The organism is Methylibium sp. (assembly GCF_965279545.1).
In the GTDB taxonomy this organism is placed as follows: domain Bacteria; phylum Pseudomonadota; class Gammaproteobacteria; order Burkholderiales; family Burkholderiaceae_C; genus Methylibium.
Map to the genome: position 1 here is coordinate 1751106 of NZ_OZ257250.1, position 20282 is coordinate 1771387.

At 64.4% G+C, this 20282-nt stretch carries 22 protein-coding genes; 4 read left to right on the forward strand and 18 right to left on the reverse strand.

What is annotated here, in order from left to right:
- The first annotated feature begins 56 nt into the window (after window positions 1-56).
- The 3 genes from ACQY9S_RS08110 to ACQY9S_RS08120 all read left to right on the forward strand — a co-directional run bounded on the left by ACQY9S_RS08110 (window position 57) and on the right by ACQY9S_RS08120 (window position 3559).
- Window positions 57-1595: a TolC family protein gene (locus ACQY9S_RS08110; protein WP_428424644.1), complete on the forward strand. Its 1539-nt coding sequence runs from the start codon at window positions 57-59 to the stop codon at window positions 1593-1595.
- 88 nt (window positions 1596-1683) lie between these two features.
- Window positions 1684-3051: a multicopper oxidase family protein gene (locus tag ACQY9S_RS08115; RefSeq protein WP_428424646.1), complete on the forward strand. Its 1368-nt coding sequence runs from the start codon at window positions 1684-1686 to the stop codon at window positions 3049-3051.
- Between the two features lie 13 nt (window positions 3052-3064).
- Complete coding sequence (locus ACQY9S_RS08120; RefSeq protein ID WP_428424648.1) at window positions 3065-3559, forward strand: cupredoxin domain-containing protein; 495 nt, start codon at window positions 3065-3067, stop codon at window positions 3557-3559.
- Between the two features lie 144 nt (window positions 3560-3703).
- On the opposite strand, the gene ACQY9S_RS08125 is transcribed toward ACQY9S_RS08120, so the two are convergent.
- From ACQY9S_RS08125 to ACQY9S_RS08165, 9 genes are all read right to left on the reverse strand, one after another.
- Window positions 3704-4690 carry a GlxA family transcriptional regulator gene (locus ACQY9S_RS08125; RefSeq protein ID WP_428424650.1) on the reverse strand — a complete coding sequence of 329 codons (987 nt, stop codon included), beginning with the start codon at window positions 4688-4690 and terminating at the stop codon, window positions 3704-3706.
- Window positions 4691-4791: 101 nt separating this feature from the next.
- A complete protein-coding gene (locus ACQY9S_RS08130) occupies window positions 4792-5073 on the reverse strand; it encodes a putative quinol monooxygenase (protein ID WP_428424652.1) in 282 nt (93 codons plus the stop codon).
- 17 nt (window positions 5074-5090) lie between these two features.
- Window positions 5091-5708, reverse strand: a complete 618-nt coding sequence (locus ACQY9S_RS08135; protein WP_428424654.1) for a hypothetical protein — start codon at window positions 5706-5708, stop codon at window positions 5091-5093.
- Window positions 5709-5797: 89 nt separating this feature from the next.
- Complete coding sequence (locus tag ACQY9S_RS08140; protein WP_428424656.1) at window positions 5798-6199, reverse strand: hypothetical protein; 402 nt, start codon at window positions 6197-6199, stop codon at window positions 5798-5800.
- A 77-nt stretch (window positions 6200-6276) separates the two neighbouring features.
- Entirely contained in the window at window positions 6277-7101 is an 825-nt protein-coding gene (locus tag ACQY9S_RS08145; protein ID WP_428425648.1) for a dienelactone hydrolase family protein, read from the reverse strand.
- Between the two features lie 13 nt (window positions 7102-7114).
- A complete protein-coding gene (locus tag ACQY9S_RS08150; protein ID WP_428424658.1) occupies window positions 7115-7570 on the reverse strand; it encodes a tautomerase in 456 nt (151 codons plus the stop codon).
- Between the two features lie 135 nt (window positions 7571-7705).
- A complete protein-coding gene (locus ACQY9S_RS08155; RefSeq protein WP_428424660.1) occupies window positions 7706-8539 on the reverse strand; it encodes an isocitrate lyase/PEP mutase family protein in 834 nt (277 codons plus the stop codon).
- Window positions 8540-8570: 31 nt separating this feature from the next.
- A complete protein-coding gene (locus tag ACQY9S_RS08160) occupies window positions 8571-8711 on the reverse strand; it encodes a hypothetical protein (RefSeq protein WP_428424662.1) in 141 nt (46 codons plus the stop codon).
- Complete coding sequence (locus ACQY9S_RS08165; protein WP_428425650.1) at window positions 8708-9868, reverse strand: MFS transporter; 1161 nt, start codon at window positions 9866-9868, stop codon at window positions 8708-8710. Before ACQY9S_RS08165 ends, ACQY9S_RS08160 begins: the two co-directional genes overlap by 4 nt.
- Before the next feature lie 224 nt (window positions 9869-10092).
- Between ACQY9S_RS08165 and ACQY9S_RS08170 the strand changes: the two genes are divergently transcribed.
- The gene (locus ACQY9S_RS08170; protein WP_428424664.1) at window positions 10093-11016 is read left to right on the forward strand and encodes a LysR substrate-binding domain-containing protein; all 924 of its coding nucleotides are present in this window, start codon (window positions 10093-10095) and stop codon (window positions 11014-11016) included.
- Here the strand turns inward: ACQY9S_RS08170 and ACQY9S_RS08175 are convergent.
- From ACQY9S_RS08175 to fabG, 9 genes are all read right to left on the reverse strand, one after another.
- Window positions 10990-11964: a DMT family transporter gene (locus tag ACQY9S_RS08175; protein ID WP_428424666.1), complete on the reverse strand. Its 975-nt coding sequence runs from the start codon at window positions 11962-11964 to the stop codon at window positions 10990-10992. The genes ACQY9S_RS08170 and ACQY9S_RS08175 overlap by 27 nt on opposite strands.
- Complete coding sequence (locus ACQY9S_RS08180; RefSeq protein WP_428424668.1) at window positions 11964-12605, reverse strand: 2-hydroxychromene-2-carboxylate isomerase; 642 nt, start codon at window positions 12603-12605, stop codon at window positions 11964-11966. Before ACQY9S_RS08180 ends, ACQY9S_RS08175 begins: the two co-directional genes overlap by 1 nt.
- A complete protein-coding gene (locus ACQY9S_RS08185) occupies window positions 12589-13485 on the reverse strand; it encodes a CmcJ/NvfI family oxidoreductase (protein WP_428424670.1) in 897 nt (298 codons plus the stop codon). The genes ACQY9S_RS08180 and ACQY9S_RS08185 overlap by 17 nt, the downstream gene beginning before the upstream one ends.
- Before the next feature lie 550 nt (window positions 13486-14035).
- Window positions 14036-14254, reverse strand: a complete 219-nt coding sequence (locus ACQY9S_RS08190; protein ID WP_428424672.1) for a helix-turn-helix domain-containing protein — start codon at window positions 14252-14254, stop codon at window positions 14036-14038.
- Window positions 14255-14518: 264 nt separating this feature from the next.
- Window positions 14519-16207 carry an FAD-dependent oxidoreductase gene (locus ACQY9S_RS08195; RefSeq protein WP_428424674.1) on the reverse strand — a complete coding sequence of 563 codons (1689 nt, stop codon included), beginning with the start codon at window positions 16205-16207 and terminating at the stop codon, window positions 14519-14521.
- 14 nt (window positions 16208-16221) lie between these two features.
- Entirely contained in the window at window positions 16222-16806 is a 585-nt protein-coding gene (locus ACQY9S_RS08200) for a hypothetical protein (RefSeq protein WP_428424676.1), read from the reverse strand.
- Between the two features lie 82 nt (window positions 16807-16888).
- Window positions 16889-17332 (reverse strand): c-type cytochrome domain-containing protein, encoded by a 444-nt coding sequence (locus tag ACQY9S_RS08205; RefSeq protein WP_428424678.1) that lies wholly within the window; start codon window positions 17330-17332, stop codon window positions 16889-16891.
- An 8-nt stretch (window positions 17333-17340) separates the two neighbouring features.
- Entirely contained in the window at window positions 17341-19119 is a 1779-nt protein-coding gene (locus ACQY9S_RS08210; RefSeq protein WP_428424680.1) for an FAD-dependent oxidoreductase, read from the reverse strand.
- Window positions 19120-19534: 415 nt separating this feature from the next.
- Window positions 19535-20275: a 3-oxoacyl-ACP reductase FabG gene (gene fabG, locus ACQY9S_RS08215; RefSeq protein WP_428424682.1), complete on the reverse strand. Its 741-nt coding sequence runs from the start codon at window positions 20273-20275 to the stop codon at window positions 19535-19537.
- Window positions 20276-20282: the final 7 nt, after the last annotated feature.

Here is a 20282-nt window from a genome sequence, read left to right on the forward strand (position 1 = left end):
GCACGAGATTTGGCCGACCGCCTTGCGTGCGTCGGCAGGCCAGATGACTTCGAACCATGAACAAGAACCTGTCGAGGTTCGCCATCGCGTTGTCGATGTGCGCACCTGCGCTGGCGTCCGCCCGGTTTCCCGGCGGTAGCCCGGCACCCGCGAAGCCACTCGGTCCGCTGCGGCACCCGCTTCGACGACAAGCCGTACCGCGATGTCCCGCTCGCCAACTGGCGAGATCAGATGCGGCTGCACGGCAGCGACGGGATGCATGGAGGCGAGAAATGATTCGATTCACTCTTGTCGCTGCCGCTGCACTGGTGCTGAGCGGCTGCGCGTCGTTCTCTCCGGACGGCGGTTTCTCCACGGTAGAACAGTTGACGAAGGAGCGCACCGGCCAGTCGCCGACCTACCAGCGAACTGCCGACCAGGCTGACTCCGCGCAGGCCCGGGTTGCCGAGCTGATGAAGCAAGCCCTGACGGCGGACGCCGCCGTGGAGATCGCGTTGCTCAACAACCGCGGGCTGCAGGCCAGCTTCACCGAGCTCGGCATTGCGGAGTCCGATCTCGTGCGTGCGGGGCGACTTCGCAATCCGTCCCTCGCCTATGGTCGCCTCTCCGGCGGGGGCACCGTAGAAATCGACCGCGCCGTGATGTTCGATGTGCTGGGATTGCTGACGCTGCCTTTGGCCAAACAGGTCGAGCAGCGTCGCTTCGAGCAAACCCAGTTCCAGGCGGCCCTTGACGCGGTTGGTGTCGCTTCAGAGGCGAGGCGGAGCTACTTCAACGCAGTGGCCGCACAGCAGTTGGTGAGCTACTACGGCCAGGTCAAGGACGCCGCCGATGCCTCCGACGAGCTGGCGCGTCGCATGGCCGCCGCCGGCAACTTCAGCAAGCTGGCTCGGATGCGCGAGCAGTCCTTCCATGCGGACGCTACCGCGCAAATGGCACGGGCGCAGCACCAGGCCGTGGCCGAACGCGAGCGCTTCGTCCGTGCGCTGGGGCTCGGCGGCAATCAGCTTGACTTCAAGCTTCCGGAGCGCCTCCCGGACCTCCCGCAGGCCCCGACGGAGCCGATGGACGCCGAGCAGACCGCGATGGACAAGCGGCTCGACGTGCTGATGGCCAAGCGCGCCGCGGAGTCGACAGCCAGGTCCCTCGGACTGACGAAGGCCACGCGCTTCATCAACGTGCTGAACGTCGGCTACCAGAACCAGAGCAGCACGGGCGAGTCGCGCCGCAACGGCTACGAAATCGAGCTCGAGCTGCCGCTGTTCGACTTCGGCTCCGCTCGCGTCGCGCGGGCCGAAGCCACGTACATGCAGGCGGTGCATCGGACCGCACAGGTCGCGGTCAACGCCCGCTCGGAGGTGCGCGAGTCCTACTCGGCCTACCGAACGGCCTACGACCTGGCCCGACACTACCGGGACGAGGTCGTCCCGCTGAAGAAGCGCATCTCCGACGAGAACCTGCTTCGCTACAACGGGATGCTCAGCAGCGTCTTCGAGTTGCTGGCCGACTCGCGCGACCAGGTCATGAGCGTCGCCGGGGCCGTCGAGTCCCTGCGCGACTACTGGGTCGCCGAAACCAAGCTGCAGACGCCCTGACGGGCCGCTCGCCGGGCGCCTCAACGGGCATGAGCCCGTCGGCGCAAGGCAGCACGCCGATCGACGCAACCCATTGATGGAGCCCGCCATGACCAACCGACGAACCTTCTTCACGGCGGCAGGCGCGACCCTGCTGGGCGCCGCCACCGTCAGCCGTGCCGGCGCAGCCCTGCTTCCCGAAGAGGTGACGCAGTCGTCTGCAGCCATGCAACTGCCTACAGCACCACCCACCGGCCGGCCCTTCCAGCCCATCGTCACGCTCAACGGCTGGTCGTTGCCCTGGCGCATGAAGGACAACGTCAAGGAATTCCACCTGGTGGCCGAGCCGGTGGTGCGCGAAATCGCGCCCGGCATGAAGGCCAATCTCTGGGGCTACAACGGCCAGAGCCCGGGCCCGACCATCGAGGCGGTCGAGGGTGACCGCATCCGCATCTTCGTCACGAACAAGCTGCCCGAGGTCACCAGCGTGCACTGGCACGGCGTCCTGTTGCCGTCCGGCATGGACGGCGTCACGGGGCTGACCCAGCCGCCCATCGCCGTGGGCAAGACCTTCATGTACGAGTTCGTGCTGCAGCGCTCCGGCACCTTCATGTACCACCCGCACGCCGACGAGATGACGCAGATGGCGATGGGGATGATGGGGCTGTTCATCGTGCACCCGAAGGACCCGAAGCAATTCAAGGTCGACCGCGACTTCGGCTTCATCCTGAACGCCTACGACATCGAGCCCGGCAGCGCGACACCGAAGGTCAACACGATGCTCGACTTCAACCTGTGGACCTGGAACAGCCGCGCCTTCCCCGGCATCGACCCGTTCGTCGCACGCACCGGCGAGCGCGTGCGCATCCGGGTGGGCAATCTCACGATGACGAACCACCCCATCCACATGCACGGACCGCACTTCGAGGTGACGGGCACGGATGGGGGTTGGGTGCCGAAGAGCGCTCGATGGCCCGAGGTCACGACCGACGTTGCAGTGGGGCAGATGCGCGCCTTCGAGTTCGATGCTCTGGCCGGCGACTGGGCCATCCATTGCCACAAGTCGCACCACACGATGAACGCGATGGGGCATTCGGTGCCGACCATGATCGGCGTGGACCACCGTGACGTCGCGAAGAAGATCTCGAGCCTCGTGCCGGACTACATGGTCATGGGTGACAAGGGCATGCACGACATGGCCGTGATGGAGATGCCGCTGCCCGACAACACGCTGCCGATGATGACGGGCACCGGGCCTTTCGGGCCGGTCGGCATGGGCGGCATGTTCAGCGTCGTGAAGGTTCGCGATGACATCAGGCGTGGCGACTTCAAGGACCCGGGCCCCTACAAGCACCCCGTCGGCACCCTGGCGAGCGAGTACACCGCCGCGATGCCCGAACCCGCTCGCGCGGCAGCGCCGAAAGTCGACGCCCGCACCCTGCAGGTTCGCAAACCCGGCGGCCACGACGGCCATTGACGGAGAACCGACCATGCTGAAGACACTGAACATTCTGGCCTTCGTCGTTGTCGCCCTCGGGTCGGCCACTGCCATGGCGCACGGCGACGAGGACCACGCGAAGCGTCACGAGTACGACGCCGGCAAAGTCGAGGACACCGACTTCGGTCGCGAAGGCGACCCGGGGAAAGTCAGCCGCACCATCAAGGTCGACATGGCCGACTCGATGCGCTTCACGCCGACCACCGTCGTGGTCAAGCGCGGCGAGACCGTCAAGTTCGTCATCCACAACGGCGGCAAGCTGCTGCACGAGATGGTGCTGGGCACCGACGAGGCGCTCGAGGAGCACGCGGCGCTGATGAAGAAGTTTCCCGAGATGGAACACTCCGACCCGAACATGGCCCACGTGAAGCCGGGTGCCAGGGGCGAAATCGTCTGGCAGTTCACCAGGGCCGGCGACTTCCGGTTCGCCTGTCTGCAGCCCGGCCACTACGAGGCCGGGATGGTTGGAAAGGTGGTCGTGAAATGAAGCCGAACCCCTGCAAGGTCGTGCTCCTCGACGGCTCCGGCCGCGAGCGCGCTCTAGGGCCTGTTCACGCCGTGCCACGGCCTCATCGCCAACCTCGACATGCCCGGCAGGGCGACGGTGTTCAGGGCCGCCACGACGACGTCTTCACGACGTCGACGCACTCACCGACGATCGGAACTGGCGTGGCGTTGCGCCCGACACTTTGCGCATCAATCGCCTCAGTGCGGTGGCATCACCGTAACCCACCTGCTCGGCCACCTGGTCCACCGTCATGCGACTCGTTTCGAGGAGCATCCGGGCTTTCTGCAGGCGAACGCACTGGATCAGACCGAGGGGGCTTTGCCCGGTGGCCGCACGAACCCGCCGCGCAAGCGTTCGCTCCGAAACGCAGAACGTTGCGGCCAATCGCGCAACGCTTGGCGCCTGTGGCAGCGCTGCATCGATCTGCGCCGACAGCCTGGCAATGAACTCATCCCCACTCGCCAGCATCGCCGGGATGACGAACGGTGACTGCGCTTCCCGCGCATCGATCAACAACACGCGCGACACGGCGTCCGCCAGCGCCGGCCCGAAGCGAGTGCGAAGCAGCTGCAGCATCAGGTCCGTCTGGGCCAGAGCCGCCCCCGCGGTCCAGATCGGGCCATCCGAAATGACCATGCGATGGGCATCGACTTTGCAGCGCGGCTCGACACGCTGGAGCTGGGAGGCCAGCCACCAGGTCGTCGTCGCCTTGCGGTCCACCAGCAGCCCCGCCGCCTGCAGCAGAAAGACGGCCGCACAAGAAGCCGCCACGGTGCCGCCCGCGCGGGCCTGCACCCTCAAGGCCTGCGCTGCCTCCAGCGCGTCGCTCTGCGACAGTCGCTGTGCCATGCCGGCAAGGCTGTCGGGACCGAGGCCCGGCACGATCCAGACGGAACCGTCGGACTCGGGCCGTCGAGGCAGGCGCTTCGCGTCGACGTGCATGCCGTTGCTCAGAGGCACGGGGCTGTCGGTCGCGGCACAGACTTTCCACTGCGGTATGCCGGCGCCAATGCGCGGGGCCATGGCCGCTGCCGTGGCCAGGATGTCGAGCGTCAAGGCAACGCTCGATGCGAACGCACCGTGAAGAACCAGAACCGTGAAGTCATGCATTGACTGAAATCGCTTCCCGACGACGATCTCCAGGCCCCGTTGGTGGACAGCCGGTGGCCGTTCGCGCAGAGACGGGACACCGTATCCCTGCGGTTTGCGGCTCAGAGCGTACCTTGCTCCAGGCTTTGCAGGTAGTTGAACTCCGGGGCTTCGACGCCCGCTTGGCGGCGGATATTCACCAGCTCTTCGGACTCGAAGAAGGCCCGCGCATGAGCGATGGAGGTCCACTGGGAGAAGTGCACGACGCGGTTGGCATCGTTCGCATCGCGCAGCACGTGATAGCTCCGCTCACCGGCGCGCTTGCGCATCGACGCGGCACGGTCGAAGACCTGCTTCCAGGCCTCGTAGTCTTTGACGGCGTGAATGATCAGCACGTGGTCCATCGTCTCTCCAAGATGCTCTATTGCGTGACGAAGATGTCGGTCACCCGCCGAGCCTGTGGCGTACCCGTCGTGAAAGCCTGGACGCCGTACTGACCCGTTCCCCCCGACGTGGACAAGCTGTAGCGCAGGGTACCGCTCCAGGTCGTCGATGAACTCGTGACGTTCTGCGACGAGGCCCCGCCCGATGACGTGACCCATTGAACCGGGACCGAGGACTGCAGCACGACCACGTCCCGGTCTTTGGCGGCGAGCGGGGGCCGAGCCGCCACCCCGTTCACGGTGGCGCTGATCTGTATGCCGGGCGTGACGGTAAGCACGTACGGAAACACGCCCCCGGAGACGGCGTACTGCGAGGCACAGGTGCTGTCCTGGCACAGCTGAAGCGTGAGGTTGCCGGTGTAGCGGCCGGCGGCGAGGCCCGGGTTGAAGACCAACGAGGCGTTGTAGCTGCCGTCGGCTTGCTTGACGGCCGTCACGAGCGACGAGGACAGCACCTGCGCATCGGCCACGATGCGCGGATAGACCACCGCATTGGGCAGGTTCCGCAGCGTGGCCTTGACCGTGAGCGCCGGGTTGTCGAGGGCCTGGTTCTTTTCGGGGTAGGTCAGCGCGGCCGATGCGGGATCGAGGCTCACCCCGGTGGCGAAAGCCGGGGCGGAATCACCGCCGCCGCAGCCAGTCGCGACAAGAGCCACCGCGAAGAAGAGCTTGAGTGACCTGAACCTCATGAAGTGCCTTTCGATGTGTCATGGAAGTTCTCCGGCAGGTCGGAGAAAGATGGATCGGAAGGGTGTCGTACGGGGTTGCGAGACAGCCAATGCTGCAAGGTGCGCACAAGTTGCGCAGCGCAGTCATGCTGAATGAAATGGCCGGCGCGCGGCAGGGTCAGGATCGTGAGTTCATGGTCGACCCACTGCCATGCGTCATTGAGGCCGGCCGGCAAGGCGTAAGGGTCGGCGAGCCCACGGATGAGCAAGGCCAGCGCCTTGACCGGTGGCGGCGGTTCGGCGCGTTGCCGGTAGGGTTCTGCAGGCCAGTTGATGCGGTAGTAGTGCAGCATCGGTTCGAGGGACGACGAGGCCATTGCCTGGTCGTGGCGCACCTTGAATGCGGCATCCGTCGGCATGGTGGTGCTCGACGGATGCCTCGAAGGCCGTGAGGGCTTCGCTGGTTCGATGGCGGCATGCGTCATGGCCCGGTGCGTCATGAGGCGAGCCGATGCGCGAAGAACGACAGGATCTCGTCGCGGGCGGCGATCGTCGGCTGCCCGGCTTCGTCGATGAGGTGGGCCGTCACCACGCTGTGCGGGCTCGCGACCACCTGCTCGAAAAAGGGCGCCAGAGCGTCGCGGCCCGCTGCGCTGTCAGGGAGCACGCGTGCCACGAAGCGCTCGCCCAGGGCCTCGGCGTAGGCGGCGAAACGCTGGGCCTTGCAGAAGCGATCGCCTTCGAAGCGATAGGCCAGCACGGTCAGATCCTCGCGCTCCAGGCGCCGTCGAACCGCATCGATCTCTTCGGGTGCGATTTCCAGCCCGGCCGGGTCGTCGAACGGCAGCGAAGGCTGCGACAGAACCGGCGCGAGCACCGAGCGTTCCAGCATCATCGTCAGCGCGAAGTTGCCGGTGAAGCACATGCCGATCGCCCCGACGCCCGGACCGCCGCACGCCTCGTGCGCCAGCCTCGCCAGCGAGCGCAGCCACTGGGTGACCGGGCTTGATTGACGCGATGCAAGCGCACGGAACTCGGCGCTGACGCAGGCGCGCCGGAGGATGGCCTTGCCTTCTTCGACTTCCGGCACGGCGCCGTCTCGGCCGAACAGCGATGGCATGTACACCGTGAACCCTGCATCGCGGACCCAGCGGCCGAAACGAGCGACGTGCGGGCTGATCCCTGGCATCTCGGCCATGACGATCACGGCCGGCCCGGTACCAGCGACGTGGACCGTCTTCAATACGCCGTCGAGGGTGATCGTGCGGGGCTCGAAGTCATCGAGCGGGTCGTCTTCGAGAAGGCTGCGTCGCGGCTTCATCGCGGCGCCCGGCTCAAGCCACGACGAGATGCTGCAGATGGCCATGGCCGGAGGCCTTGGCAAGGTCCGGCAGCCTCCAGATCACCCCGTTGGCGCCCCAGGTGCCATCGGCCACGTCATGCAGCACCACGGAGGTGATGAGCTTGCGCAATTCGCCGGCAGGAAGCGCCTCTCGGAATGCGTCGTGCATCTCCTGCACGTATCTCGTGCGAGATGCACCGTCCAGCACGCCCGCCGGTACGTGAACCATTGCGATGCACGGCAGCAGTTGCGCGGTCATGTCCACGCTGCCGCAGGTCAAGGCGCCGGGATCGACTTCGTTGACGACGACCCAGCACACGAACCGCTTGTTCGGATCGGCCGGCATTTGCTCGGCCTTCGCTGCGGCTTCGTTGATGCAGCGCGTGAGCGCGGAGCGCGCTTCGCCGGCGAAAGCGCCGTGGGGGATGTGAACAACGATGTTGGGCATGCTGCGCTCCTTCGGTGTAGCGAAGCTGCCATTGCAACCGTCGAGGCGCCAAACGACCAGTGTCCTTTTAGACATGTTTAAAGCGGTTTCTGCCATACGCAAGGTCTGCACCTTCAAGCATGGGCGGGGGTCGCCTCAGCCGGCGAACCGCCGGTTCAGTTCCGAGCCCCCGACGGCCTGGAGCGCGTAGCTCGCCGTACCCTGGTCCCGCAGCTCACTGGCCGCACGCAGGAGCTCCCCGTAGGCCGCACGCGCCAGCGAACCGCCGACGCTGATCCGCCGCACACCCAACTGGGCCAGCTCGCGCGCACCGAGCGTCAAGCCGGGCACGCCGATCAGCACGTTCACCGGGCGGTCGACCGAACGCACGACCGTGGCGATGTCACCCTGACCCGTCAGTCCCGGAGCGAACAGGACATCGGCGCCTGCATCCTGGTAGGCCTGAAGCCGAGCGATGGTGTTGGCCAGATCGGAGCGACCGACGAAGTAGTTGTCTGCCCGGGCGGTCACGACGAACGGGAAAGGCAGCGCCCGCGCCTGCGCGACCGCAGCGCGGATACGCTCAACGGCGAACGGCAGGGCGTGAACGGGATCGTCGGGTCGTCCGGTGGTGTCCTCGATCGAGGCGCCCACGACGCCGGCGTCGGCGGCCAGACGGATGCTGACGGCCACCTCCTGCGGAGCATCGCCGAAGCCGTTGCCGAGGTCTGCGCTGACCGGGAGATCGGTGGCCGTGCAGAGTTCCGCCAGATGCCCGAGCAGCGCATCGCGGGCGACTGCATGGTCCGGCTTGCCACGCGAGAACGCAAAACCCGCGCTCGTCGTGGCGAGGGCCTCGAAGCCGAGCTGCGACAGCAGACGAGCGCTTCCGACATCCCAGGGATTCGGGATGATGAATCCGTCGGCGCCGACGTGGAGCGCCTGAAAGCGCCGCGCCTTGTCGGCTTGCGAGCAGGATGCAGATCGCATGGTGAGCCTCTTCGGAAAACAGATACGGCGCTCAGCCGCAGAACGACCACAGGCGCAGCCAGACGGCGATGTCACGGGGCGTGAGCCAAGCGGCAAACACCGCAGCGCACACCCCTGCCATCAGCACGAGCGGAAGTGCCCGGCCCCAGCGGCCGCCGGAATGGGGCTTCATGCGTGCGCCTCGGCACGAGCGGGTCGTCGGACCTCACGGTCGTCGACAGGCACGTGCAGCACCGCGGCCAGCACACCCAGCGCCATGGCGCCCAGCCAGATCCAGTCGTAGGACCGGGTGGCCTCGAACACCCGTCCACCGAGCCACACGCCCAGGAACGATCCCAGTTGGTGGCCGAGGAAGACAAAGCCGAAGAGCGTGCCGATATAGCGCACGCCGAAGATCTGAGACACGAGACCATTGGTCAAGGGCACCGTGCCGAGCCAGAGGAATCCCATTGCCGCAGCGAACAGATACAGCGTCAGCGGACTCAAGGGCAGTAGCACGAACAAGGCCATGGCAGCCGTTCGCACCAGGTAGATACCAGCAAGCAGGTGCTTGCGACGATGCCGCGCGCCAAGCAGCCCGAAGCCGTAGGTGCCGAAGACATTGGTCAAGGCAATGATGGCCAATGCGGTCACGGCATCGGCCGGGCGCATGCCCTTGTCCAGCAGGTAGGAGGGCAGGTGCGTGGCGATGAACGCGAGCTGGAATCCGCAGGCGAGGAACCCGAGGTTCAGCATCCAGAACCCGGAATGCCCGAAGGCCTCGCGCAGCGCCAACGACATCGGCGCGTCCGCGGCGCCGGCCGCCGCAGGTGCATGCGTCTCTCTCATGGGGAAGGCGAGCGCCAGCGCGAAGACCATCACCGCCGACAACGCGAGCAGCGCACCGACCCAGCCCCAGCCTCCCAGCATCTGGTGGACGAGGGGCACCATCGCGAACTGTGCGAGGCCGCCGATGGCCCCCGCCAGCCCGAGCGCCCAGCTCACGCGCTCGGGCGCCACGAGCCGGCTGAGCGCGCCATAGACCGCACCGAAGCTCGTGCCCGACAAGGCGACGCCGATGCACAGTCCAGCGGCGCACACGAAGCTTGCGGGCGTGTTCGCGTGGGTCATCCAGAACAAACCCAACGCGTAGAGGACCAAGCCCGCTGCGATCACCTTGGCCGTGCCGAAACGGTCGGCAACCATGCCGGTGAACGGCTGAGCCAGCCCCCAGGTCAGGTTCTGGATTGCCATCGCCAAGCCAAACGTCTCGCGCGACCAGCCGCGGTCCATCGTGATCGGCAGGAGAAACAGACCCTGCACATGGCGCACACCCAACGCGAGCCCCATGACGATGCCGCCGGCCAGCACCAGCGCCCATGGCGGCTGCCGTCGGATCGCGGACAGCGTCGTCGCGATCACCGAAGCGGCGGGCCCGGATCGACGGGAAAGAGCGGTCACGTTCAACCTCGCAGAAAACAAGGCTGGCGTGAATGCCGGCCGGGACCGCCATTACAGGATTCGGCGGCTCGTGCTTCAATCGATCTTTGCGCTGCGTCGCATGAGCCAAACGAATGTCACTGCCTCTGGTTCGCCTTCCTTCCCTGGATCTGATCCGCGGCTTCGTGGCGGTCGGACGACGCATGAGCATCACGCTGGCCTCCCAGGACCTGTGCCTGACCCAGTCGGCGGTGAGTCGGCAGATCAACGCGCTAGAGGAACAGCTCGGCGTCAAGCTGCTGGTGCGCGGTCATCGCTCGATCGCCTTCACGGCCGAGGGCGAACGGCTGTTCCGCAGCGCGGACGGCGCGGTGCAGCAGATGCAGGACGTGCTGGGCGAGATCCACACGACCGGCGCGCTGCGGCCGGTCATGCTGAGCGCGAGCATCGGCGTCACGGGGCTGTGGTTGCTGCCTCGGCTGAGCCGGTTCCAGAAGAGCCATCCCGGTGTGGACCTGCGCATCTCGGCGAACAACCGCATTGCCGACCTGCGTCACGAAGGTATCGACCTCGCCATCCGCTACACCACGCCGGCGCTGGCCCCCGAAGGCTCCACGCGCTTGTTCGGGCATGTGATCGCACCCGTCGCCCACCCTTCGCTCGGCCTGACGTCCTTGCGATCGGCACAGGCCTTGTCGAAGCTGTCGCTTCTGGAGTTCGACGATCCGAGGCGCCCGTGGCTGCAATGGGCCGACTGGCTGGCCGCGAAGGGATGGGCGCACGCCAAGCACCAGGGTGTCCTGCACTTCAACCAGTACGATCAGGTGATCCAGGCCGCACTGGACGGCCAGGGCCTCGCACTCGGGCGGTTGGAGTTGATCCAGCCTTTGATCGACCAGGGCCGACTGGTGCAACTCGCTCCTCGCCGATTCGGCGATGCAACGGCGCATGCCTACTGGCTCATTCGTGGCCGGGAGGATCAACGGGAGGATGTGCGCCGGGTGGCGCAATGGATCGAGGCGGAGGCAAGATCATCGCGAGAGGCCGCGCCTTCGTGAGTGCGGTCTTCGAGCCGGCGGGCACACTCGCGGTGCGCTGCCGGTCATCGATACCACCATACCCAGCGTGACGGCGACCACACCGATCAGCGCGATGACGCTCGGCACCTCCTGCAACAGGAAGTACGCTGCCGCCGTCGTCACGCCGGGTACGGCGGCAGTGAACAGTGCCGTCTCAACCGCGCCCAACGACGCGACCGCACGGGAATAGACGAAGATCGAGACGGCGCCGATCAGCACGCCCTGGAACAGTCCCTGCAGCAGCAGTTCCGTCCAGGGCGCGATGAGGATCGCCTTGCCAGGCCACATCAGGTAGACAGGCAGGAAGCTGGTCATCGACAGCACCGCGACGATCGAAGCAGCATGAGCGGGCATCAACCCCTGTCGGCGCGCGAGCAGACCGTAGGTTGACCAGCTGAGCGAGGCCAAAAGCAGGCAGCCGTCCCCGAGCCACTGCCGCGTTGTGCTGGCGGCCAGGGTGTCCCAGGCCATGGCCAGGATGCCCAGGAAGATGGCTGCAACGCCGCATGCACGCCGCCCGGTCACCGTGGTCGAGGCGCTCTGCCACGCCAGCGCAAAGGTGAACAGCGGGAGTGTTCCGTGCAGCAACACGGCGCCATGTGAAGCCGGCGCCAGCCGGAAGCCCGCATAGGCGCACAGCGCGAACCCCAGCCCCCCGGTGAATGCGAGCGCCAATGCATCGCGCCACCGCACAGCGGCCAGGCCGTACCGAAGCAGCACCGGCAGCATCAACAGCCCCCCGATCGCGAAGCGCAGTGCGGCGATGTCCATCAGCTTCAGTGACGACGCCAGGCCCAGCCTCGACACCAGCGTGAATCCGGAGAACAGGAGGATCACGGCGATGCCGCACAGGATGCCGACGATGCGGGTCTGCGGATCGCCCCGCTCGGGTGTGCGCAGCGGCAAGCCGATCTTGGTCCGCTTCATCAGAGGCTCGCCGCGTTGCGCAAGGCATCGTCCAGGCGGTCATTGCCCCAGAACATCTCGCCTCGCACGAAGAACGTCGGCGCACCGAAGATCCCCTTCGCCTGCGCAGCTTCGGTCTGCTGCCGAAGCCTCAGCTTGTTGGCCGCGGACTGCGCTTCGTCGATGATCGGCTGGGCCGACAAACCGAGCTTGCCGAGCACGGCCGCGACGGTTTCGTGCGAATCGATCTCGCGGTCTTCGGCGAAGTTGAGCGACATCATGCGTCGACAATAGGTTCCCATCCAACTGTGCCCGGCACCGACCAGCGCAACCCTCAGCGGCAACAGCGCGACGCGCGGAAAAACAGTCGGGCGGGTCCATGGAAGGCCGTGCTTCAGGCATTCGCGTGCCATATCACGCCATACGTACTCGCCCTTGGCCTTCTGCAGGACGAACGGAGAGGTCTCCCAGCCGAAAGAGCGAAAGATCGGACCGAGCAAGAATGGCTTCCAGCGCACCGACACACCGAGCCGGGCGGCCGCTTCTTCGATCCGCATCACACTGAGGTAGCTGTAGTTGCTGCCAAACTCGAACCAGAACTCGATGGCTCGGTCATCTGCAGAATCGAGGCACTCGTTCATCGCATCACGCTTGCTGACCATAGATCACGAGGCACCGCAGTTCGATGCTTTCGCGCAGCGGCGCATCAGGCGGGATGTCGGGAAGGTCGAAAGCCGCATGAGGTGTAAACCGGGCCACGCCACTGACCTGCGAGTCGTACTGCTTGAACACCAGTGCCTCGTGACGGTCCATCCGCGAGAAGTAGGACCAGCGATGACCCGGCGAGTGCGGGAGCGCATAGATCTCGCCGGTGCGGCGCGGATAGCGCACCTCGCTGACGACCAGATCGGACACCATCACCGAGCGGGCATCGCACACGGCGAGCGGAGTGTCAAAGACAGGCCCCTTGATCGACCGCCACACGTTGACGATGGCATAGCGCCCGACGCTTGCCGCCTCGCGATCACCGAGCACCATGCCCAGACGCTTGCTGCCCGAAGCCTCGGTGTAGTCGTTGTGAATGCGGCCATTTGCAGCCGCCCGGCCATCGGCGCCTCGGCGGCCGAACGTGAGCGCGATGCGGTCATGCTCGCGCTTGCGAACGAGATGGTCGAAGACGAAGGCCCGCGTCGCCCCGGTGACGGCCAACGCCAGTTCGCAGGCCTCTGGGTAGTAGACCGATTCGACCATCCGAGCGTCGAGGAAATCCGTAACGGCCGTCGGTGCGTCTTGCAGCTCGAACCCTTCCCTGTCGATGCGCGGGGACTCCGGCGCATACCGCGCGTCGGCGATCGTTGCCTGGAGAGCTTCGTACGTGCCGTTCTCCCACGGCGTTCCCGGCGGTGGCTCGCAGGCATAGCTGTGGGGTCGCTCGATCGTCGGCGTGAGGTAGCTCAACGCGGCGACAACTGATGCGCGATCATGATGCGGGGATCTCGCAACTGCATTCGCGCGAGCCAACGGATCGATCAAGGCGTTCATCGTGGTTCCTCGACAGGTGGATTGCCTCTCCGGCTCCTCCTAGGGTCTTGGCCGAAGAGCTGGGGCTTTCCATTGAACTCAGTCCCACGAGAGATCTCAAGCAACTTGTTCGTTGCCTCACATTCACCACAAGAATGCGACGCGAATGCGCTCCACGCTCGATCAAGCGCTCTGGGCGCCTACACGGCCCGAACGCCGCAACGCCTCAGGCTCCCTGACTGAGAGTCCGCCATTGCGGGCCGAAGCGTGCATGCCTCGTCAGAGTTCGGATGTCCAAAACAAAACGGGTTAGCGAATTCTCGCTAACCCGTTGATTTTCTTGGCGGAGTGGACGTCCGGTCAGACTGAGTCTCATCGTATCCCAACGAGTATCAGATCCACGCCTCTTATGACCACACGGACTTGCCACTCGTCCCACGCTCTTCCAGCAAATCGCTTCGAAAGCAGGTCATCTCCGTGACAGATCCAACGCGATGCTCCAGGGCGATTCCGCCCACTCGCTCGGATACCGGAAGTGCCCGGCAACGGTGTCGGCGGGTCGATAGACGGCCTACGGTGAGTTGGCCTTTCTCGCTACCTTACTCTTGGCCGACGCGATGTTGATGGCCTGGCAAACGCGCCACGTGCAGCAGCCCAGTGTCTCCGCGATCTGCACGATCGTCATCCCCTGCGCCCTGAGATCGCCGACACGGTTGATGCGCTCGTGCAGTTCCTCGACACACTGCACCTTGGACGCGTTCTTCGGAGGCCCTAACCTCTTGGTCACCATGTACCTCAGATCTCACCTGCGGCGACGGAAAGGGGCGCAGTCTGCGAACCCTGGCTCAGCGTAAGCCCCGTCGGTATGCTCGTACAGCGACACCGCAAAGTCTTGCCGACGAGCGAAGGCCGACAGTGTCGCTCGCAGTTCACTTCGAAGTTGTTCCCATCGAGCAGCTCAAACACATCACACCCAAATTGGCTTGATAGTGATGTCACCACACTCCGGAACAGGCGCAGACCTCGCAAGACCACCGCATGTTGTCTTGCCGGATCAGTTTTCTGCAAGGTCTCGCGCCGCGATGTAGGCAAAGGTCATGTTGTGAGCATGATTCGAGCCAGGGCCCATTGGCACGCCAGACCACAGCGAGGCCATGTCCATCCCGCATGCGTAAAGTCCAATAATCGGTGCGAGCTGGCTATCGAGCACACGTGCCTTGTTGTCCACGCGAAGCCCGGAGGTCTCGCCGATATTGCCGAGGTCGATCTTGATCGCGTGGAATGGCGCCTTCCTCAAAGATCCAAGCGAAGCATTCGGAGTGTGTTCGAAGTCACCGCCAGCGAGATCAAGCGGGGTTGCCCCCCTGTTGAAATCGGCATCTTCTCCCCGCTCGGCAAACCGATTGAAACGCTCGACTGTCGAACCGAGCGTCATGGCGTCGACCCCGATCCGCTCGGCAAGCTCTTCCAAGGTGGGGGCTGACAAGACGTATCCGCGGCGCTTCAGGACCGAGAGATTGAATGCGTGGGGCCATACCAGACCCATGCCATAGATCCGAAGCGATCGATCGTCGGCTATGAGCCAGCCCGTCTGCACGCCAGCCTTGCTCATGGCGGTCGGGAACATGGGCGTCGCCTCGTTTCCGAACCGCTTGCCGGCGGGATCGACAATCAGACGGCCAGGTTTCCCCATGTCGAGGAAGTGAAGGCAGCGATCCTGCGGAGAATCGCTCCCCGGTACGCTTGAAAGCACAGCCCAGACAAATGGCTGAGCAGCCTCATGGGTCACCACGCCGCCGAGCGTCTCGGCCATACGCAACCCGTCACCGACATTCCCCGGTGCGACAAGCGTCATGACGCTACTGCCATCGGCATGCCGCTTGCGCAGCGCCGGATTGGCCGCTCCGCCGCCGCTCGCCAGGATGACACCGCGGGAGACCTTCACGGTCATGGTCTCGCCCCCGCGGTTGATGACAACACCGCTCACCCGGCCACCCTCTCGAACCAGCTCGGAAGCCGGCGTGTCGTTCCACAAGGTGACGCCGGCATCGGCGGCGGACTTGAGCAGTCTGCCGACGAGAGCGTTGCCCATCGTGAGGCGCGCGCCGCGCCCGAAGCGAAGGCGGTCCGTCGCATAGCGGCATGCGATCCCGGCGATATGGGAGAAAGACTTCAACGAGCGGAACAAACCCGTCACGTGCGGGAGGTCGGCTAGCGAGATCATCATGCCCATTGGTGCATTGAACGACGCCAAGGGGGGCTGAATCACGCGAAGATTGGCGAGGCCCAGTTCTCTTCCATCAAAGTCCAATGGTGCGAGCGCACGGCCTCCCATCTTCGCGCCGTCATTGTTAGGGAACCAGTCCGGCACCGGCAGTGGCGCAAACCGAACGTGGGTTCGTTCCGCCAGGAAGTCGATCATGGCGTTGCAGTTCCGCAGGAAGACGTCAAAAAGTCCGCGCTGCATGTGATTGCCGAGAACGCCGGTGGCGTATCGGTCCGCCTCGGCAATCGAGTCGGAGAGTCCCATCTCTTTCATGGAAGCGTTTGCAGGTATCCAGCAGTTGCCACCCGACCAGGCCGATGTACCGCCGAAATACGCAGACTTCTCTACCAGCAAAGTCTTCAGTCCGAGCTTTGCCGCCACCGTCGCAGCCGTGAGCCCGGCACTGCCGGAGCCGATAACAATCACATCAAAATTGCGGGTCGACATAACAGTGAACCTTCTGTTGATTTGATCCATGGCCCTATCCCACGCTACTCGCGGATGGCAGGAAGGGCATCCTGGAAGGCAGATGGACGCCCCGCCGCGCTCAGCATCATCGCGGTCGTACGCAGTCCGGTCTTTAGGACGCCGTCATGCAGGTAGACGATGTCATAGTCGGTATGCTCACGCCTGAGCGGCTCGAACAGAGGGCCGAGCGAAGCAAATCCCGTTTCGGAAATGTCTCGGAAAAGCCCGAGCGTCCAATGATCCGGACCCGTATCGAGGGTCTCCTGCAGAAACCTCGGATCAAGAATCGCCATCTTGACGCGGTCGAGACGATAGTTGGCAAGCCTGGCGTGAAGAAGTTTGCTGTGCGGCTCGAGCAACCAGTACCGTCCCTCCCAGATCGCCGACACCAGCGGCACGGTGCAATTTTCGTCGGAAAAGAAAATGTAATGGACTTCGAAACGGTTTCGGTGACCAAACTCATATGTCCTGTGGAAGAACATGTCCGGAAGGAGATCTGGTTCGGCGAACCACAGGGGCGTAGTGCCGTTCCGGCCCATGTGGTAGCGACCTGCAATGTCGCTTTCGGCGAAGCACTGCTCCGGAACTTCCATTTGCGCGGCTGCCATTGCTCCTTCCTCCGTTAGTCAATCATCCGGTTGCGATACCCGAACCTCCGTCGAACGCGATACCGCAGGAACCCTGTCGCTGCTAATCGCTCTTGGCCCCAGCCGTTACCCAGTTTCGGATCATGCCGATGAGCGTGCTATCCAAGGATCCCGTTGGGGGCATTCGCTCCCCGGAACCGCCGACCTGAACGTGCGTGCCCTCGAGCTTTCGAATGAGATAACTATCCTCGGGCTTCCCCGGAACAATTCGCGGAAAAGCACCCTGCTGGCTCTTGCGCGACACGATCGAGGAATAGGCTGCCCCTTCCTCGAGATTGAGTCCACCTGAAGCTCCGGCCGACTGATGGCACGCGACGCAGTTCGCGTCGAAGATCGGCTGGATCTTTCGACTGAAGCTCGGTGCGCTGCTGTCCGCGTTGTCTTGTTCGGCCGCCGCCGACTGTCCCATTAGGGCGAAGCCCGAACAAATCAGCGACAGCACAAGCCAGCGCCAAGTTCGAGATCCCAATTGCTGATCAAATCGCATGACTCTCTCTATTTGCCGGCGGATGCGACCAGATTGATCGCGTCCTTCACGGCCTCCTGGGCCGCATTGATCCCCGCGAGATACCCGTAGGTCATTGCCAGGCCCAGCGTGCACCCGCCGCCCCAGTAGCTCTGTCCCGCTGGTGAAGCAATGCAGTTGCCGGCGCCGTAGAGACCGGGGATCGGAACATCGGAAGGATCGAGGACTTGCGCCTTGGGATTGATCACCGGGCCGCCATTGGTATCGAGGACGCCCGAACCCAGGACGATTGCGTAGTACGGCCCTTCGGACTGGAAGGGGCGCATGGTGGGACTCGGCGTTTCACCTGTCTTCCACGCGGTTCCTTCGCGAGGTATCGAGGTATAGCTCAGCCAGCTCGTGTCCCACTGAAACGAGCCACGCTGAAACTGCTCGTCGACGCCCTTCGCCGCGAACTGATCGAATTCGGATATCGTCCTGGACAGGGCCGCGGAGAAGTCCTCGAGGCGAACCTCCCCCCACTGGTCCGCATGCAGGTCGAGGCGTCCCTGGATGGCTTGAGCCAAGGCGTCGAGCGTTTCCCCGCGGATCACGAAAGGCGCGCTGGCGCCCGCAGCCGGCAAAGGGAAATTGCCGGCGAAGAGTTCGGCGACGCGCCGATCGTAGATCATGAACAGAAGCTGGTTCGGATACTCCTCCCGGTTGGGATCCCAGACGAAGTGCACCCGCGAGCGATCGTGATAGTTGTGCTTCTCGTTGAAGACGCGCTTGCCGTACTTGTTCACGACGATCATGCTGTCGCCCGGCGGCTGCCATATCCCTCTCGGAACACTCGGCATGTCGAGCGTATGCTCGAGGACCACCTGCATGCGCCAGGCGTTGTCGAGATTTCCAAGTTTCGCCCCGACCGCTTGGGCAATCGGAATGAAATCTCCTTCGCTCGTGGGCACAGAACAGGTGCCATAGATGGGAGCCGACTGAAAACTCTTCATCAGCGCCTTGTTGTGCGCGAAGCCGCCCGTGGCAAAGACCACGGCTTTGCGCGCGCGCAGCCTGAGCTCTTGACCATTGGCGGTAACCGCTTCCAGGCCAACGACCTCACCCTTCGTGTTGCGAACGAGCTTGCGCGCGCGGTGCTTGAGGAGGAAGGGCACCTTGCGTGACTCCAGCCACGTCTTGAGCTGCCGCACGAGTTCCACACCGAGTCCGTACTGCCCGTTCGGTTGCTCGGTCATGATCTGACGGCCCACGGGAACCTTGTTCTCGGGCCCTTCGAAGTAGTCCGGCAGAAGCAGGATCTGCGTCGTCTTGAGTGCGCCCACCTTTTCAAGAAACTCAAAGGTATTGGAGGCGTTGTCATAAAACGCCTCCATGAGTCGGTATTCCGACTCTGGCATTCCGAAGAATGGCGCTGCGGCCCGGTAAAGGTGCGGTCGAGCACAGCGGGCCATGTAGCGTAGCGCGTCTTCGCGGGCATCGACCAAGCCTTTGGCACGCAAGAAGCGGTTATTGGGAACCCACATCCCGCCTTCCGATTTTGCGGACGTTCCTCCGTAGGTCGGCCCCTTCTCCAGCATGATCACCGAAGCGCCCGCATTGACGGCAGCGATGGCGGCGGATGACGCTCCGGCACCCGTTCCTACGATCAGAATGTCGGCTTCGTGGGACCAGTCCATGACCGTGGCCGCACCGCTGGGCATTGCTGTCGAAGCACTGGCGAGTCCGGCTGCGCCCCCCAGCGCCGCCGAGAGAAATCCTCGGCGTGTCGGCTCGCTTTGTGTGGGCGCATCGTTCTTGGGCACCTTCATCGGAACGTCTCCTTGAAATGTTTCGGTCGCGAACAGCGCCTGGGTCAGCGGATCATCGCCACAGTGCGCGGCGGCAGCGTTGTGTGGGTCGACCGATGGCGGAACGGAATCTCGATCACCTCACGCCGAGTAGGCCCAGCGCAAGCGATGACCAAGCATTTCCGCCCGTGGTTCAGCGTCCGCATATTTATCGACCTCTTGGAAGCATCAGTGCCGCATCCGCCTCCAGACGCGGTCGTACGGCTTCCGTGCGCGAGTTCATTCCTTTGTCCGCGGCCTCGATCAAGGTAGACGGCGGCGGAGCGAGGACATGCCGCGACGTCCGTGGGTCCAACGTCTGCTGCGAATGGGGCTCGTCGCGCATCGCACGCAGTTCTTCCAGGCATCGACGAAGCAGCGCCATCGTGAGGCTGATTCAGAGTGAAAGACCGCCCGATACCTCGATCACGGCCCCATTGACAAAACTTGCGTCGTCGCTCGCGAGGAATGTGTAGACGCTTGCGATCTCGTCGGGTGAGCCAAGACGCCCCATCCAGCAGGCGCGCTTCAAACCGTCCAGCACCTTCTCGGGCATGGTCTTCAGCATCTCGGTTTCGACGAAGCCGGGACACACGGCGTTGACTCGAACGCCCTTTGATCCCAGTTCGCGGGCCCAGGTCTTGGTCATTCCGAGTACCGCGAACTTGCTCGCTGCGTAGTTCGTCTGACCGAAGTTTCCGTGCAGCCCCACGACGCTCGATGCGTTCAACACGACTCCCGCACCTTGTTCGATCATCACAGGCGCGACGCTCTGGGTGCAGTTGAAGACACCCTTCAGGTTGACGTCGATCACTTCGTCGAACTGCTGTTCGGTCATGCGTTGCAGGCGCGCGTCGCGCGTGATCCCTGCGTTGTTGACCAGGACATCGACGCGCCCGCATCGCGTCAGGACCTCCTTGAGGACTCTGTCCACGGACTCGCGATCGACGACGTCCAGCTCGTAGCCGGTGATGTCGAGGCCTTCTCGTGCCGCACTCTCGACCTCCGTGCCGATCGCGGCAGACGATCGATCGCAGATCACCACCGTAGCGCCCTCCTTGGCGAACTTGCGCGCGGTGGCTTGGCCTATGCCGGCGGCACCACCGGTGATCACGCAAACCTTGTCTTTCAGACGCATCTGTCTT

What these genes read in the sequence shown, in the direction of transcription:
- ACQY9S_RS08115 (WP_428424646.1), top strand. Translation starts at nt 1,684, where the DNA reads ATGACCAACCGACGAACCTTCTTCACGGCGGCAGGCGCGACCCTGCTG.
- fabG (WP_428424682.1), bottom strand. Translation starts at nt 20,275, where the DNA reads ATGCGTCTGAAAGACAAGGTTTGCGTGATCACCGGTGGTGCCGCCGGC.
- ACQY9S_RS08180 (WP_428424668.1), bottom strand. Translation starts at nt 12,605, where the DNA reads ATGGTCAGCAAGCGTGATGCGATGAACGAGTGCCTCGATTCTGCAGAT.
- ACQY9S_RS08190 (WP_428424672.1), bottom strand. Translation starts at nt 14,254, where the DNA reads ATGGTGACCAAGAGGTTAGGGCCTCCGAAGAACGCGTCCAAGGTGCAG.
- ACQY9S_RS08160 (WP_428424662.1), bottom strand. Translation starts at nt 8,711, where the DNA reads ATGAAGCCCCATTCCGGCGGCCGCTGGGGCCGGGCACTTCCGCTCGTG.
- ACQY9S_RS08110 (WP_428424644.1), top strand. Translation starts at nt 57, where the DNA reads ATGAACAAGAACCTGTCGAGGTTCGCCATCGCGTTGTCGATGTGCGCA.
- ACQY9S_RS08175 (WP_428424666.1), bottom strand. Translation starts at nt 11,964, where the DNA reads ATGAAGCGGACCAAGATCGGCTTGCCGCTGCGCACACCCGAGCGGGGC.
- ACQY9S_RS08140 (WP_428424656.1), bottom strand. Translation starts at nt 6,199, where the DNA reads ATGCCGACGGATGCCGCATTCAAGGTGCGCCACGACCAGGCAATGGCC.
- ACQY9S_RS08155 (WP_428424660.1), bottom strand. Translation starts at nt 8,539, where the DNA reads ATGCGATCTGCATCCTGCTCGCAAGCCGACAAGGCGCGGCGCTTTCAG.
- ACQY9S_RS08145 (WP_428425648.1), bottom strand. Translation starts at nt 7,101, where the DNA reads ATGAAGCCGCGACGCAGCCTTCTCGAAGACGACCCGCTCGATGACTTC.
- ACQY9S_RS08200 (WP_428424676.1), bottom strand. Translation starts at nt 16,806, where the DNA reads ATGGCAGCCGCGCAAATGGAAGTTCCGGAGCAGTGCTTCGCCGAAAGC.
- ACQY9S_RS08150 (WP_428424658.1), bottom strand. Translation starts at nt 7,570, where the DNA reads ATGCCCAACATCGTTGTTCACATCCCCCACGGCGCTTTCGCCGGCGAA.
- ACQY9S_RS08130 (WP_428424652.1), bottom strand. Translation starts at nt 5,073, where the DNA reads ATGGACCACGTGCTGATCATTCACGCCGTCAAAGACTACGAGGCCTGG.
- ACQY9S_RS08120 (WP_428424648.1), top strand. Translation starts at nt 3,065, where the DNA reads ATGCTGAAGACACTGAACATTCTGGCCTTCGTCGTTGTCGCCCTCGGG.
- ACQY9S_RS08165 (WP_428425650.1), bottom strand. Translation starts at nt 9,868, where the DNA reads ATGGGGCTCGCGTTGGGTGTGCGCCATGTGCAGGGTCTGTTTCTCCTG.
- ACQY9S_RS08170 (WP_428424664.1), top strand. Translation starts at nt 10,093, where the DNA reads ATGTCACTGCCTCTGGTTCGCCTTCCTTCCCTGGATCTGATCCGCGGC.
- ACQY9S_RS08195 (WP_428424674.1), bottom strand. Translation starts at nt 16,207, where the DNA reads ATGGATCAAATCAACAGAAGGTTCACTGTTATGTCGACCCGCAATTTT.
- ACQY9S_RS08185 (WP_428424670.1), bottom strand. Translation starts at nt 13,485, where the DNA reads ATGAACGCCTTGATCGATCCGTTGGCTCGCGCGAATGCAGTTGCGAGA.
- ACQY9S_RS08125 (WP_428424650.1), bottom strand. Translation starts at nt 4,690, where the DNA reads ATGCATGACTTCACGGTTCTGGTTCTTCACGGTGCGTTCGCATCGAGC.
- ACQY9S_RS08205 (WP_428424678.1), bottom strand. Translation starts at nt 17,332, where the DNA reads ATGCGATTTGATCAGCAATTGGGATCTCGAACTTGGCGCTGGCTTGTG.
- ACQY9S_RS08210 (WP_428424680.1), bottom strand. Translation starts at nt 19,119, where the DNA reads ATGAAGGTGCCCAAGAACGATGCGCCCACACAAAGCGAGCCGACACGC.